Source organism: Actinoplanes auranticolor (assembly GCF_018332655.1).
Classification (GTDB): Bacteria; Actinomycetota; Actinomycetes; order Mycobacteriales; family Micromonosporaceae; genus Actinoplanes; species Actinoplanes auranticolor.
The window spans coordinates 24830-38856 of sequence record NZ_BOQL01000035.1 but is presented as its reverse complement, the minus strand read 5'-3'; the positions used below and the strand labels follow the sequence as shown (position 1 = coordinate 38856).

Annotated in this window: 14 protein-coding genes; 9 read left to right on the top strand and 5 right to left on the bottom strand. The window is 72.5% G+C overall.

Features of this window, described 5'->3' with window-relative positions; genetic code table 11:
• Nucleotides 1–59: 59 nt before the first annotated feature.
• Nucleotides 60–1583: an amino acid permease gene (locus Aau02nite_RS22115; RefSeq protein WP_212990440.1), complete on the bottom strand. Its 1524-nt coding sequence runs from the start codon at nucleotides 1581–1583 to the stop codon at nucleotides 60–62.
• Between the two features lie 635 nt (nucleotides 1584–2218).
• On the opposite strand from Aau02nite_RS22115, the gene Aau02nite_RS22110 reads away from it, so the two are divergent.
• Nucleotides 2219–2617, top strand: coding sequence for a helix-turn-helix domain-containing protein (locus Aau02nite_RS22110; protein ID WP_212990439.1), 399 nt, complete (start codon nucleotides 2219–2221; stop codon nucleotides 2615–2617).
• On the opposite strand, the gene Aau02nite_RS22105 is transcribed toward Aau02nite_RS22110, so the two are convergent.
• Complete coding sequence (locus Aau02nite_RS22105; RefSeq protein WP_212990463.1) at nucleotides 2575–3405, bottom strand: SDR family NAD(P)-dependent oxidoreductase; 831 nt, start codon at nucleotides 3403–3405, stop codon at nucleotides 2575–2577. The two genes, Aau02nite_RS22110 and Aau02nite_RS22105, sit on opposite strands and share 43 nt — an antisense overlap.
• Nucleotides 3406–3472: 67 nt before the next feature.
• On the opposite strand from Aau02nite_RS22105, the gene Aau02nite_RS22100 reads away from it, so the two are divergent.
• The 6 genes from Aau02nite_RS22100 to Aau02nite_RS22075 all read left to right on the top strand — a co-directional run bounded on the left by Aau02nite_RS22100 (nucleotide 3473) and on the right by Aau02nite_RS22075 (nucleotide 9167).
• Nucleotides 3473–4135, top strand: coding sequence for a DUF998 domain-containing protein (locus Aau02nite_RS22100; RefSeq protein ID WP_212990438.1), 663 nt, complete (start codon nucleotides 3473–3475; stop codon nucleotides 4133–4135).
• A complete protein-coding gene (locus Aau02nite_RS22095; RefSeq protein ID WP_212990437.1) occupies nucleotides 4132–5406 on the top strand; it encodes a sensor histidine kinase in 1275 nt (424 codons plus the stop codon). Before Aau02nite_RS22100 ends, Aau02nite_RS22095 begins: the two co-directional genes overlap by 4 nt.
• Entirely contained in the window at nucleotides 5403–6059 is a 657-nt protein-coding gene (locus Aau02nite_RS22090) for a response regulator (protein ID WP_212990436.1), read from the top strand. The genes Aau02nite_RS22095 and Aau02nite_RS22090 overlap by 4 nt, the downstream gene beginning before the upstream one ends.
• Nucleotides 6060–6126: 67 nt before the next feature.
• Nucleotides 6127–7020: an ABC transporter ATP-binding protein gene (locus tag Aau02nite_RS22085; RefSeq protein ID WP_212990435.1), complete on the top strand. Its 894-nt coding sequence runs from the start codon at nucleotides 6127–6129 to the stop codon at nucleotides 7018–7020.
• Nucleotides 7017–8084 carry an ABC transporter permease gene (locus Aau02nite_RS22080; protein ID WP_212990434.1) on the top strand — a complete coding sequence of 356 codons (1068 nt, stop codon included), beginning with the start codon at nucleotides 7017–7019 and terminating at the stop codon, nucleotides 8082–8084. The genes Aau02nite_RS22085 and Aau02nite_RS22080 overlap by 4 nt, the downstream gene beginning before the upstream one ends.
• Nucleotides 8085–8183: 99 nt before the next feature.
• The gene (locus tag Aau02nite_RS22075) at nucleotides 8184–9167 is read left to right on the top strand and encodes an LLM class F420-dependent oxidoreductase (RefSeq protein ID WP_246595352.1); all 984 of its coding nucleotides are present in this window, start codon (nucleotides 8184–8186) and stop codon (nucleotides 9165–9167) included.
• Here the strand turns inward: Aau02nite_RS22075 and Aau02nite_RS22070 are convergent.
• Nucleotides 9164–10003, bottom strand: coding sequence for a GNAT family N-acetyltransferase (locus tag Aau02nite_RS22070; protein ID WP_212990433.1), 840 nt, complete (start codon nucleotides 10001–10003; stop codon nucleotides 9164–9166). The genes Aau02nite_RS22075 and Aau02nite_RS22070 overlap by 4 nt on opposite strands.
• 124 nt (nucleotides 10004–10127) lie before the next feature.
• On the opposite strand from Aau02nite_RS22070, the gene Aau02nite_RS22065 reads away from it, so the two are divergent.
• A complete protein-coding gene (locus Aau02nite_RS22065) occupies nucleotides 10128–10745 on the top strand; it encodes a PadR family transcriptional regulator (protein WP_246595351.1) in 618 nt (205 codons plus the stop codon).
• A gap of 392 nt (nucleotides 10746–11137) precedes the next feature.
• On the opposite strand, the gene Aau02nite_RS22060 is transcribed toward Aau02nite_RS22065, so the two are convergent.
• Nucleotides 11138–11779 carry a class I SAM-dependent methyltransferase gene (locus Aau02nite_RS22060; RefSeq protein WP_212990432.1) on the bottom strand — a complete coding sequence of 214 codons (642 nt, stop codon included), beginning with the start codon at nucleotides 11777–11779 and terminating at the stop codon, nucleotides 11138–11140.
• Nucleotides 11780–11827: 48 nt separating this feature from the next.
• Between Aau02nite_RS22060 and Aau02nite_RS22055 the strand changes: the two genes are divergently transcribed.
• The gene (locus Aau02nite_RS22055; protein WP_246595350.1) at nucleotides 11828–12859 is read left to right on the top strand and encodes an AraC family transcriptional regulator; all 1032 of its coding nucleotides are present in this window, start codon (nucleotides 11828–11830) and stop codon (nucleotides 12857–12859) included.
• Here the strand turns inward: Aau02nite_RS22055 and ispG are convergent.
• A complete protein-coding gene (ispG, locus tag Aau02nite_RS22050) occupies nucleotides 12846–14018 on the bottom strand; it encodes a flavodoxin-dependent (E)-4-hydroxy-3-methylbut-2-enyl-diphosphate synthase (RefSeq protein WP_212990431.1) in 1173 nt (390 codons plus the stop codon). The genes Aau02nite_RS22055 and ispG overlap by 14 nt on opposite strands.
• Between the last annotated feature and the right edge of the window lie 9 nt (nucleotides 14019–14027).

Here is a 14027-nt window from a genome sequence, read left to right as displayed (position 1 = left end):
CGGTTCCCTCCAGGGGGTACGAGGGGCCGGGCAGGTGCCCGGCCCCGCCTACTAATAGATCACTCCCCGGCCGGCAACGTCGGCTCTCCGTGCGCGGCTTTCTCGATCAGGTTCTGCTTCGGACCCGTGAACCACTTGCGGGCGCTGATCAGCCACCACAGCGTGGCTCCGCCGACGACGACGAGGACGGCCACGATCGTGTAGTTGAAGTTCGCCGCGCTGATCGGGCCGGCCACCGGCAGGACGAACAGCACGCAGATGAACGCCACCCAGACGATCGCGATCCAGCCGATCGGGGCGCTCCACCGGCCCAGGTTCCACGGCCCCGGCTGGAAGTCCGGGTTGAGCCGGCGCAGCAGCACCGGGCCGACGTAGGCGATGTAGAGCCCGATGACCGCGATGGAGGTCGCCGCCGCGTACGCCGTGGTGTTCCACAGCGACGGCAGCACCAGCAGGGTGGACAGCGTCACGCAGAGCCAGATGGAGTTGGTCGGCGTACCGGTCCGGGCGTTGACCTGCTTCCACAGCCGGGAGCCGGGCAGCGCACCGTCGCGGGCGAACGCGTACGACATCCGGGAGTTGGCCGTCACCGACGCCATGCCGCAGAAGAACTGGGCGACCACGCAGATGAACAGCAGGAAGGCGCCCAGGTTGTCGCCGGCCGCGTCGATGAAGATCTGCGCCGGCGGCAGCCCCAGCTCGGTGGTGCGTTGCGCGTCGTAGTCCTGGATCGACCAGGTGATCGCCGTCAGCAGCAGGAAACCGGCGATCACCGAGACCACGACCGAGAGCACGATGCCGCGCGGTGCGGCGCGGGCGGCGTCGTGGGTCTCCTCGGCCACGTGCGCCGAGGCGTCGTAGCCGGTGTACGTGTACTGGGCCATCAACAGGCCGATCAGGACCGCGTACACGGCCGCGCCGGTGAAGGTGAAGCCGGTCTCGTTGCGGACCTCGAAGAACACCTCCGAGATCGGCTTGTGCTGGTCGGGCACGACGGCGAGGACGACCACGATGACCGCCACGCCGATCAGGTGCCACCAGGCGCTGACGTCGGAGAGCAGCCGGACCAGGCTGACCCCGAAGGTGTTCAGCAGGCCGTGGGCCACGATCAGGCACAGGAAGATCAGGAACGTGCGGCCCTTGGTGACCTCCATGTCGAAGGTCAGGCTCAGGAACGCCGACGTGGTGATGGCCGCGCCGAAGTCGATCGCCGCGGTGACGGCCACCTCGCCGAGGAAGTTGAACCAGCCGATGAACCAGGCCCACGCCGCCTTGTTGCGTTTGGCGAGCGCGGCGGCCCACCAGTAGAGGGCGCCGGCGGTGGGATAGGCCGAGCAGACCTCGGCCATCGCCAGCGCCACGAAGGTGACCATGATGCCGACGAAGAGCCAGCCGAGCGTGATGGCCAGCGGGCCACCGGCGTTCATGGCGATCCCGTACGAGGTGATCGCGCCGGCCAGGATGGAGATGATCGAGAAGGAGACCGCGAAGTTCGAGAAGCCGGACAGTCGGCGGTGCAGTTCCTGCTGATAGCCGAGCTGGGCGAGGCGTTCTTCGTCGGTGCTGGGAGGCTCAACGCTCATAACGACTCCCTGGATCCGAGGGGCAGATGTGACCTGGGCCACCGCTGTTCGGTGATGATCTACCCGCGGTGTTACGGCCGTCAATGAACCGCGTTAATTGCGTTGCCGGGCGCCAGAAGCAACCCGCACACTCGTAGACATGTCAGGGCAACTGCACTGACGACGCCACTCGGCGCGCGGGCCCTCGGCAGGCTTCGCGGAAGACCCGGGGCAGCCCACGGCTCCCCACCCGCGGCGGCGCGGGGCGCGGTCACCTCTCTCTCGACGCAGCATCGCGCTGTGCCACGCGCCCGTCCCGTGCCGCCGCCCCATTCGCCCTAAAAATCTACAGCGGCGAGACTAGAAATATGCTTGTGGCGGGCCTAACATCACAGGAGTCGGCCACGCACAGCCGGCACGCAACTGGCAATGACTCTGAGTTGGTAAGGAGGACGAGATACCGCAGCAACGCGAACTCGCAAAGTCCCCGACCCGACAAGAGGTGATGGCAGCCGATGCCCCTTACTCAGGCCATCCGCTAGCGGCACGCAAGCAGATGAGCCTCGCCGACGACGGTCGGCCACAGAATTGAACAGCCAAGGCCCCGGTAACCCGCCGGGGCCTTGGACTGTGTCCAACCCCCCACGGAAGGCACCATGAGCACCGCGTTCGACGACGCCGACTTCCCGGCGTACACCATGGGCCGGGCCGCTGACATGATCGGCGTGACGCCGGCTTTCCTGCGCAGCCTGGGCTCGGCCGGCCTGATCGAGCCGGAACGCTCGCTGGGCGGGCACCGCCGCTACTCGCGGCACCAGCTGCAACTCGCCGTCCGGGTCCGGCAGTTACTGGACGAGGGCATGCTGCTCACCGCGGCCTGCCGGATCGTGACCCTGGAGGACAGGCTGGCGGCGGCGCACCGGCGCATCGTCGAGCTGGGCGGCACGCTGACCGCCGACGACGACGCGGACCTGCCGACCACCACCCGGCCGGACATCGCGACCACCCATTACTACGGCTCGCCCCGCGGCGACCGCTCCCCCTCGGCGCCGTAGACGGCGGCCAGGCTGGAGTCCCAGAGGTGCCGGGCGCGGGCCGGATCGACGGAACGCCCGGTGGCGCCGAACGGCCTGCGCCACGCGAAGTAGCCGCCGGGCATCGCGGCGGCCGGATCGCCGGCCAGCCACAGCAGCGTGTCCGCGCCCTGCTCCGGGCTGCGGAAGACCAGCTTGCCGAGGGAGAACAGCGGGCTCTGCCGGCCGAAGCGGCTGCGGATCAGGCCGGGGAAGAAGCAGGTCGGCACGATCCCGTACGGGCCCCAGCGCCGGGCTGCCTCGATCGTGAACAGCAGGTTGGCCTGTTTGCTGGCGCCGTACGCGGCCCACCGGCTCACCTGACGCCGCCCGGGCCGCCGCACGTCCAGCGTGCCCCACGCCTCGGCCGCGGAACCGGTCGTGACGATCCGCGCGGGCGCCGCCGCCCGCAGCCGGTCCAGCAGCAGGTGGGCGAGCAGGAAACCGCCGAGATGGTTGATCTGGACGCACGGGTCGAACCCGTCGACGGTCAACCGCCGCGCCGGCGCCAGCTGCCCGGCGTTGTTGACCAGCACGTCGACCCGCTCGTGGACCGCCGCCAGCGCGGCACCGGCCGAGCGCACCTCGTCCAGCACCGCGAAGTCGGCCCGGTACGCCGCCGGCGTGCGCCCGCCGGCCTCCCGCACCACCTCGACCGCACGCCGCAGCCGGCCGGGATCGCGGCCGAGCAGCACCACCTCGTCACCACCGCGGGCCAACGCGGCGGCCGCGGCCAGCCCGATGCCCGAGCTGCCACCGGTGACCACGATCGTGCGCCGCTCTCCCACACCCACCATTGGATCAGTCCGGGCGCGCCGCCGGGCTACGGTGGAGATCATGGTTGCGCTCGGGTACCGCCACGACCGGGTCGCTGCCCTGGCCGGCGCGGCAGTCCTGGTGGGCGCGCTCACCATGCTGGCCGGGCTGGTCGCCGCGCCGGGCCCCTGGACCGAGGGCTACGTCAGCGAGGCGGGCACCACCGGCATGCCGCTGGCTGTCGCGTACCGCTGCGGGCTCGTCGGGCTGGCCCTGGGGGTGGCGCTGCTGGGCCGGGTCCTGGGACGCGACTCGCGGCCGGTGGCGACGCTGCTCGGCCTGGCGGCGGTGCTGGCCGGGACGTCGGGTGTGGTGCCGTGCACCAGCGGCTGCCCGCTCCCGCCGTACGAGCCGACGACCGTCGCCGACGTCAGCCACACCGTGGCCAGCGTCATCGGCATGGTGCTGCTGGCCGGGGCCATGGCGCTGGTGGCCCTCTCCGCACCCTTCGGGCCGGTGCTGCGCCGGCTGGCCACCACCGCCGTCGCGATCATCGTGCCGCTCGGTGCCGCCCTCGGGCTGACCATGCTGCTGGCCGGCCGCGGGCCGCTGAGCGCCGGGCTCGAACGGGCGGCCCTGGTGGTGGCGGTGAGCTGGCTGGTCGGCACGTCGATCGCCGCCGCCATGATCCGCCGCACCCGCCCTGCCCCCGGGCCCGGGAGCCGTGCGATCGTCGGTGGATGACGTCCCCGACCGTCGACGACGGGCCGCGCCCCGGACCGACACCGCGCCAGCGCCGCATCGACCTCGGCATCGCCTTGACCGTCGCCACGATCGCGGTCCTCAACGTCTTCCTGGCCCGCAGCTTCGGCCTGCTGTCCTCCGGCTCCGCGCCCTCGGTGATCGAGCAGATCGGCTGGTCGCTGGCGGTGACGCTGCCGCTGATCTGGCGGCGCAGCCACCCGGACGTCGTGGTGGTGCTGGTCGCGATCTCCTACATCGGCGGTCAGGTCCGCGGCTCGCAGGAGCAGCAGCTGGTCACCGGGGCGCTCTTCGTCGCGATCTACACCCTCGGCGCCTGGGGCCGGGACCGGCGCCGGAGCCGTCGGCTGCGCCTGGCCGTCATCGCCGCGATGTTCGTCTGGCTGGGCGTCGCGTGGTTCCTGGCCCACGACGAGATCCTGGCGGACGGGCCGCCCGGCGCCTCCGGCGAGCTCCCCCCGCTGCTGGCCGGTCTGCTGAACAGCATCATCGTCAACGCGGCGTTCTTCGGCTTCGCGTACGCCCTGGGCGAGGCCGCGCGGCGGCAGTGGCAGCTCGAGCGGCGCACGGCCGAGCTGCGGGCGGCGCAGGCGGTGGCCGGTGAGCGCGCGGTCATCGGCGAGCGGGTCCGGATCGCCCGGGAGCTGCACGACGTCGTCGCCCACCACGTGTCGGTGATGGGCATCCAGGCCTCGGCCTGCCGCCGGATGCTGGACAAGAACCCCGAGCGGGCCCGCACGGCGCTGACAGCCGTCGAGGACAGCGCCCGGACCGCTGTGGAGGAGCTGCGCCGCATGCTGGGTGCGCTGCGCGACACCGGCGGCGCCGGCGAGCAGCCGCCGGCCGAGGCCGCCCTGGAACGGGTCGACGAGCTGGTGATCCGCGCCCGGGAGGCGGGCCTCACCGCGACCTGCAACGTGTACGGCGACCCGGTGCCCCTGCCCGGCTCGGTGTCGCAGGCGGCGTACCGGATCATCCAGGAGGCCGTGACGAACACGCTGAAACACGCCCACGCGACCACCCTGGACATCCGGATCCGGTACCTGGCCGGCGAGCTGGAGGTCGACGTGGCCGACGACGGCCGCGGCGCCGTTCCCGGTCCCACCGGCGGACTGGGCCTGATCGGCATGCGCGAGCGGGTCGCGGTGCACGAGGGCGTACTGGAGAGCGGACCGCGCATCGGCGGCGGCTACCGCGTCCGCGCGCGGCTGCCCCTGTCCCGGGCCCTGGCCGTCGCCGGGGAGCAGCGATGATCCGGGTGCTGCTGGCCGACGACCACCAGCTGGTGCGGACCGGTTTCCGGGCCATCCTGGAGAGCGAGGACGACATCGAGGTGGTCGGTGAGGCCGCCGACGGCATCCAGGCGGTCGACCTGGCCGGGCGGCTGCGGCCCGACGTGATCCTGATGGACGTCGAGATGCCCGGCATGGACGGGCTGGAGGCGACCCGGCGGGTCACCGCCCGGGACGGCCCGTCGGTGCTGATCCTGACCACCTTCGACCGCGACGACTACCTGTTCGCCGCGCTGCAGGCCGGGGCCAGCGGCTTCCTGCTCAAGAACGGCACCCCGGAGGCGCTGACCGAGGCGGTCCGGGTGCTGGCGGCGGGGGACGCGTTGCTCGCGCCCGCGATCACCCGGCGGGTCATCGAGACCTTCGCCAATCCGGCCCTGCGGCAGCCCGGCGCCGGGGCCCGGCTGGCCGAGCTGACCCCGCGCGAGCACGAGGTGCTGGTGCTGATGGCCGGCGGGGCCACCAACGCCGAGATCGCCGGGCGGCTGCGGCTGGGCGAGACCACCGTCAAGACGCACGTGAGCCGGGTGCTGATGAAGATCGGGGCGCGGGACCGGACGCAGGCGGTCGTGCTCGCGTACGAGCTCGGGGTGGTGCGGCCGGGGTCCTCCTAGCGGAGGACCCCGGTGATCATCCTCGGGCCGGACTCGCGGGCGGCGAAAGCGCCCTAGCGTGGTCACCATGACCAACGTGCTGAAAGTCGAGGCCGTCAGTCGCAGCTTCGGGGACCGGCGGGTGCTCGAGGACGTCTCGTTCACTGTGGAGGCCGGGCGGATGACCGGCTTCGTCGGCGCGAACGGCGCCGGCAAGACCACAGCGATGCGGATCATGCTCGGCGTGCTCGCGGCGGACGCCGGCGAGGTGACCTGGCAGGGCGTCCCGCTTACCCGGCAGCTGCGGCACCGGTTCGGGTACATGCCCGAGGAACGCGGCCTTTATCCGAAGATGACGATCAGCGACCAGATCATCTATCTGGGCCGCCTGCACGGGCTGAGCGCCGACGCCGCCCGCCGCAACACCGACGCTCTGCTGGAGCGTCTCGGGCTGGGCGACCGGGCCGGCGAGCAGGTGGAGAAGCTCTCGCTCGGCAATCAGCAGCGCGTGCAGATCGCCGCCGCGCTGGTGCACGACCCCGAGGTGCTGGTGCTGGACGAGCCCTTCTCCGGGCTCGACCCGCTCGCCGTCGACGTGGTCGTCGGCGTGCTGCGTGAACGCGCGGCCGCGGGGGCCCCGGTGCTCTTCTCCAGCCACCAGCTCGACGTGGTCGAGCGGCTCTGCGACGACCTGGTGATCATCGCCGGCGGCCGGATCCGGGCCTCGGGCAGCCGGACGGAGCTGCGGGCCGGCTATGCGCTCCCCCGGTTCGCCGTCGAGGTCGACACCGACGCCGGCTGGCTGCGCGACCAGCCGGGGGTGACGCTGATCGACCTGGACGGCGCCCGCGCGGTCTTCGATCTGGCTCCCGGCACCGACGACCAGGAGGTGCTGCGGGCCGCGCTGGCCCGGGGCCCGGTCCGTTCCTTCGGTCCGGTCACGCCGTCGCTCGCCGAGATCTTCCGAGAGGTGAACCAGTGACCACCCTTGCCGCCGCCCGGCTCGTCGCCGCCCGCGAGATCCGGGTCAAGCTCCGGGACAAGACGTTCCTGATCAGCACGGCCTTCTTCCTGCTGATCGCCATCGCCAGCACCGTGCTGCCGAGCCTGCTCGACGGCGGCCCGGCCAAGGTCGCCACGACCGACCCCACGGTGGCCACGGCGCTGCAGCGGGCCGGCCTGGAGGTGCGTCCGGTCACCACCGACGCCGAGGCCGAACGGCTCGTGCGCGACGGCGACGTGGAGGCGGCCGTGGTCGCCGGCCCGACCGTGCTCGGCCTGGAGGAGGCGCCGGGTGAGGTGGTGGAGGCGCTCAGCACCGCGCCGCCGGTGCGGTTGCTCGACCCGGACGCCACCGACCCGTTCCTGGCCTTCCTCGTGCCGTTCGCCCTGGCCTTCCTGTTCTTCATGACCTCGTTCACCTTCGGGCTGCAGATCGCCATGAGCGTGACCGAGGAGAAGCAGACCCGCATCGTCGAGATCCTCGTCGCCAGCGTGCCCGTACGGGCGCTGCTGGCCGGCAAGGTGGCGGCGATGACGCTGCTGGCGTTCGGGCAGATCGCCCTGATCGCGGTGGTGGCGCTGGTCGGCATGCGCATCGCCGGGGTCGACGCCGACGTGACCGCTCTGGTCGGGCCGACCATCGCCTGGTTCCTGCCGTTCTTCCTGATCGGCTTCGTCATGCTGGCCACCCTGTGGGCCGGGGTGGGCGCGCTGGCGGCGCGGCAGGAGGACATCAACGGCGCCTCGGCCCCGCTGCAGCTCGCGGTGATGGGACCGTTCTTCGCGGTGCTGTTCCTGCAGGAGAACGCCGCGGCGATGACGGCGCTGTCCTACATCCCGTTCTCCTCGCCGATCGCGATGCCGGTGCGCCTGTTCACCGGGGACGCGGCGGGCTGGGAGCCGGTGGTGTCCCTGCTCGTGCTGGCGGTCTCCACGGTGGTGTTCCTCGCCGTCGGCGCCCGCGTCTACGAGGGGTCGCTGCTGCGTACCAACGGGCGGACGTCCTTCGCGACCGCCTGGCGCAGCCGCTCCACCGTCGGCTGAGGTGTGGTGCCGCCGGGTCGCTCGAGCGACCCGGCGGACGCCCTTGGCGACCCTGGCCCGGTGGTGGACCTCACCTCGATCACAGGGCAGGATCGGGTGATGTCGACGCGATGGGGAATGACCGTACCGCTGGGCGGGGTGCCGCTGGCCGAGCACGCCGCGGTGTTCGCGGCGCTGACCGACGCGGGTTTCACCGACCTGTGGTCGTCCGAGGTGGCCGGCACCGACGCCTTCACCCCGCTGACCCTCGCCGCCGCCTGGCAGCCACGGGCCCGGCTCGGGACCGCGATCACCCCGGTCTTCACCCGCGGCCCGGCTCTGCTCGCAATGACGGCCGCCGCCCTGGCCGAGGCCGCACCGGGCCGGTTCCAGCTCGGCATCGGCGCGTCGTCACCGGTCGTGGTCGGCGACTGGAACGCGGCCGACTTCACCAGCCCGTTCGCCCGCAGCCGGGACATGTTGGAGTTCCTGCGCGCGGCCCTGGCCGGCGAGATGGTCGACCGCGAGTTCGAGACCTTCCGGGTACGCCGTTTCCGCCTCGAACGCCCGCCCGCGACCCCGCCGGGAGTGCTGCTCGCCGCCCTGCGTCCCGGCATGCTCCGGCTGGCCGCGTCGGCCGCCGACGGCGTGATCCTGAACTGGCTGGCGGCCACCGACGTGCCCCGGGCGCTGGCCGAGGCCAAGTCCGACCGGCCGGGCTTCGACGTGGTCGCGCGCATCTTCGTGTGCCCGACCAAGGACGCGGCCTATGCCCGCACGGTCGGCCGCCGGATGATCGCGGCCTACCTGACGGTCCCGGCGTACGCGGAGTTCCACCGCTGGCTGGGCCGGGAGCCCGTGCTGGCTCCGATGTGGACGGCCTGGGCGGCCGGCGACCGCAAGGGTGCGCTGGCGGCGATCCCGGACGAGGTGGTGGACGAGCTGATCGTGCACGGCTCACCGGAGCAGTGCCGCGAGCACGTGGCGCGCTATGCGGAGGCCGGCGTCGACGTCCCGGTGATGGCCCTGGTGCCCACACCGGAGCTGCAGCAGGGTGGCGCCGCGGCGCTGGGTGAGCTCATCACGGGGCTGGGCCGGCCCTAGAAGAGGACGGTGGCGAAGCTGCCGTTCGGCACGAAACCGCAGCGCGCGTAGACCCGGCGGGCGGGCGCGTTGTAGTCGTTGACGTACAGGCTCACGGTCGGCGCCACCCGGCGCAGCGCGTCCCGCAGCACCGCCGCCATGGCCCCCGCGGCCATTCCCTGCCCGCGGAATTCCGGGTCCACCCACACGCCCTGCACCTGCGTGGTGCGCCGGGTGACGATCGCCAGCTCGGCCTTGAAGACGACCCGGTCGCCCACGAACCGCGCGTAGGCCCGCTTCGACCGCACCAGGTCGGAGATCCGCCGCTTGTAGCCGCGCCCGCCGTCGTCGACCAGCGGCGAGACGCCGACCTCCTCGGTGTACATCGCGACCGCGGCCGGGAAGAGCTGATCCACCTCGCCGGGCTGCACCAGGCGCACCTCGGGGTCGGGCGCGACCGGGGCCTCCCGGTCGGCGACCAGCAGCGGCTGGTGCGGCCGCACGTCGCGGGCCGGGCCCCAGTGCCCGCCGAGACGCTCCCAGAGGTCGAGCACGGCCTCGGCCCGCCCGATGATCGACGAGCAGATGCGCGGCTCGGCGCCGAGCAGGTCGGCGTAGGCGGCCACCGCGGCCGGCGTCGTGCACACCGGCACGAGATGTGCGCCGGACCAGCAGAGCGATTCGATGCGGCGGCCGGTGCCGTAGCCGTAGATCCGGCCGTCGGAACGCCACCAGTTGAGCCCGTGCGCCGCTACGCGCTCGGCGATCTGAGCGCCGGCGTAGGGGTCTTGGTCGAGGATCCGCTCGACCGTCGCCCGCTCGGACTCACCGAGCTGGCGGATGGGCACCGTCAACACAGCTACCAGATTGCCAGATGGCAGCCCGGATACACCCGCGCCGCCCCCTCCGATCGGAGAAACCCTTGCCGATGACATGTTGCCGATATATCGTCTAACTATCGACAACAGATCGGAGAAGGTCATGCGACACCACCACATGCGCGAGGGACACGGTCACCCCGGCAGCCTGCGCGAGGGCCTGATGCGCGGCTTCGGCTTCCCGCCCGGGTTCCCGTTCGGTCAGGGCGGGCCCGGCTTCGGCGGTCCTGGTTTCGGCGGCCCCGGCTTCGGCCCGGGCGGACGCGGCCATCGCCGCGGTGGCCGCGGTAGCCGGCCCAACGTGCGCCCGGCCCTGCTGGCCCTGCTGCTGGAGCGGCCGATGCACGGCTACGAGATGATCCAGGAGCTGGAGAGCCGCACCGGCGGCATCTGGCGCCCGAGCCCGGGCTCGGTCTACCCGACCCTGCAGCTGCTCGAGGACGAAGGCCTCATCGAGGCCGAGGCGACGGGCGGCCGCAAGCGCTTCACCCTGACCGACGCCGGCCGCGAGGAAGCGACCGTCGCGGCGGAGAACCCGCCGTGGGCCCAGTTCAGCAACGACACGATGTCCCAGGTCCAGGACTTCCGCGACGCGGCGATCGGGATCATGGACGCGCTGCGCCAGGTGGGCTTCAACGGCACCCCGGAGCAGCGCGACAAGGCCCTGGAAGTCCTCAACGAAACCAAGCGCAAGCTCTACGCGATCCTCGCCGACGAGTGAGCGGGGACCCCTTTCCATTCAGCTACGGCGAGCAACGGTCCCCAACCGCAACACCGTCCTCCACCCGCACACAGGCGAGCCGGCGGAACTCCGGCTGAGCACCCGCCGCCGGGCGATTCCGGTGGCCGCCCGGACGCCCGGCGCGGCGGGTGCGGTTCAGTCGGGGGTGGTCACGACGGCGTTGACCGCGATCGCCCGGACGCATGCGGCGGCGAGCAGGCCGACGCCGGCGGCCTGCGCCCAGTCGATGCGCCGGTCGCCGTTGTACTACGCGAAGCTGAACGCCACGACGGCGACGGCAAACAGGGCACTCGCCACGCCGGCGGCTGTCGCTGCCATGGCCGCGTCCAGGGGACGTGCCCGCCCACAAGCCCGCCACTCGGCCCGGGCTGTCACTTCTCGGCGCGGTAGAAGGCGTAGGCGCCGAAGCGGGCTCTCTCGCGGCCGTTCTCCTGGACGCCCGTCAGGCCGGCCTCTGTCATCGAGGCCAGCACGCGTTCCGGGACGCTGTCCGCCACCAGGGGACGGCGGTGCGCCCGGCCGGTGCCTGACGGCGTGGCGTCGATGTCGACCACGTGGAACTCGCCGCCCGGGCGCAGGACGCGACGGACCTCGCCCAGCGCTCGCCCGCGTTCCTCCTCGTCGAGGTGGTGCAGCATGAACGACGACAGGACGCGGTCGAAGCTCGCGTCGGGCTGGGGCAGGTGGCCGGCGAACGCCTGCTCGTACCGGATCGGCAGTCTGCGGCGGGCGGCCTTGCGCCGGGCCCGGCGCAGCGCCGCCGGGTCCGGGTCGATGCCCACGGCCTCGATGTCGGGCGCGCGCCGCCCGAGGGCGGTCAGCAGATTGCCCGTGCCGCAGCCGATCTCCAGGATCCGCTGGCCCGGCCGCAGGTCCGCACGGTCGAGCAGCTGAGCGTGGATCCGGCCGACCCGCGCCAGCCGGGTGAACGGGTCGTAGAGGGGCAGCAGCCAGTGTCTGCCCATGGCCGGCAGGTAGTGCTGGTCGTCCCGGGCGTGTGTCTGTCGGTTCATGTCGCGCTCCTGTCGAGTCCGACGAAGTTCGGTCGTACTCTCAGCCTCATGCGGGACGAGGAAAGCAACAACGGGCGATCCGTGGCCGGGATGCGACGATCTTCGGTGCCGACCTGGGGAAGGGCCCGGCAGGTGGGGGCGACCGGCCGGGGTGTCCCGGTCATCGCCTTCGGCCACGTGCCCGGCGCCGCCCCGATCGCGATCACCCGTCTGCCGGAGAACCCTGCGAGCGGCGGTCCGCCCGCCGGCTCGCACACGCACGACTTCCTGGTGCTCTTCTACGCGCACCGGGCCGCCGGGACGATCGTGCTCGACGAGCGGGAGTGGCCGGTGGCCGACGGCGATCTGTTCGTCATCGCGCCCGGGCAGGTCGTGTCCTTCACCGGCCCGCACGAGGAGGTCGCCACCGACGGCTGGGTGGTCTGGTTTCCGGCCGACGTCATCCGCCCCGGTACGCCCGGAGCCTATTCGTCGTGGCGCGCGCACCCGCTGCTGTTCCCGTTCGCCCGCGGCATCGACCGCGCGCAGCGACTGGAGATCCCCGCCGCCGACCGGGACGCCTGGGTGGCCCGCTTCGCCACGCTCGAAGCCGAACTACGGGCCCGGCGCGACGGCTACCAGGAGGCCGCGCTCGCCCACCTGACTCTCGTGCTGGTCGCCGCGGCCCGGCTGTCCACCGACGTCGCGGGCCAGCTGCGCTCGTCCGACGAGCCGCTGCTCGCCGCCGTCTTCGAGGTCATCGAGCGGCGCTACCACGAGCCCATCTCGCTGACCGACGTCGCCGCCGAGCTGGCCCTGACCACCGGCCATCTCACCACGGTCGTCCGCCGCAAGACCGGCCGGACGGTGCAGCAGTGGATCGCGCAGCGGCGCATGCAGCAGGCCCGCCTGCTGCTGTCGACCACCGGCCTGACGGTGGCGGCGATCAGCCACCGGGTCGGGTATCCCGACGTCAGCTACTTCATCAAACGGTTCCGCGCCGAGCACCAGGCGACCCCGGCGCAGTGGCGCGACGCCGACCGGCCCGGCCTGCGGCGAGGCGGGTCGGGATCGGACGGCGCGGACCTCAGTGGACGGTGACGGTGGGGCCGGGCAGGAGCTCGCGGAGCTCGTCCGGCAGCTCGGCGCCCATCTGGTCGGCCAGCCGCAGGGCCTCCTCGACCAGCGTCTCCACGATGATCGATTCCGGCACCGTCTTGATGACCTGGCCCCGGACGAAGATCTGGCCCTTGCCGTTGCCGGAAGCCACCCCCAGGTCGGCCTCGCGGGCCTCGCCCGGGCCGTTCACGACGCAGCCCATGACCGCCACGCGCAGCGGCACCGGGAAGCCCTCGAGCGCCGCCGTCACCTGCTCGGCCAGCGTGTAGACGTCCACCTGGGCGCGGCCGCAGGACGGGCAGGAGACGATCTCCAGGCCGCGCTCGCGCAGGCCCAGCGCCTCCAGGATGCCCTGGCCGACCTTGATCTCCTCGACCGGCGGCGCCGACAGCGACACCCGGATGGTGTCGCCGATGCCCTCGGCCAGCAGCGCGCCGAAGGCCACCGCGCTCTTGATCGTGCCCTGGAACGCCGGACCGGCCTCGGTGACACCGAGGTGCAGCGGGTAGTCGCACTGCTCGGCGAGCTGGCGGTACGCGCGGATCATCACCACCGGGTCGTTGTGCTTGACCGAGATCTTGATGTCGCGGAAGCCGTGCTCCTCGAACAGTGAGCACTCCCACAGCGCCGACTCGACCAGCGCCTCGGCGGTGGCCTTGCCGTACTTCTGCATGATCCGCTTGTCCAGCGAGCCCGCGTTCACGCCGATCCGGATCGGCACCCGGGCGTCGCCCGCGGCCTTGGCGATCTCCTTGACCTTGTCGTCGAACTGGCGGATGTTGCCCGGGTTGACCCGGACCGCCGCGCAGCCGGCGTCGATCGCGGCGAAGACGTACCGCGGCTGGAAGTGGATGTCGGCGATGACCGGGATCTGCGACTTCTTCGCGATGGCCGGCAGCGCCTCGACGTCGTCCTGCGACGGCACGGCGACCCGGACGATCTGGCAGCCCGAGGCGGTGAGCTCGGCGATCTGCTGCAGCGTCGCGTTGACGTCGGCGGTCAGCGTGGTCGTCATCGACTGCACGCTCACCGGCGCGCCCCCGCCGACCGGCACGTTGCCGACCATGATCTGGCGGCTCTGCCGGCGGGAGGCCAGCGGCGGCGGCGGTACGGCCGGCATACCGAGACTGACAGCGGTCATGTGCGCACT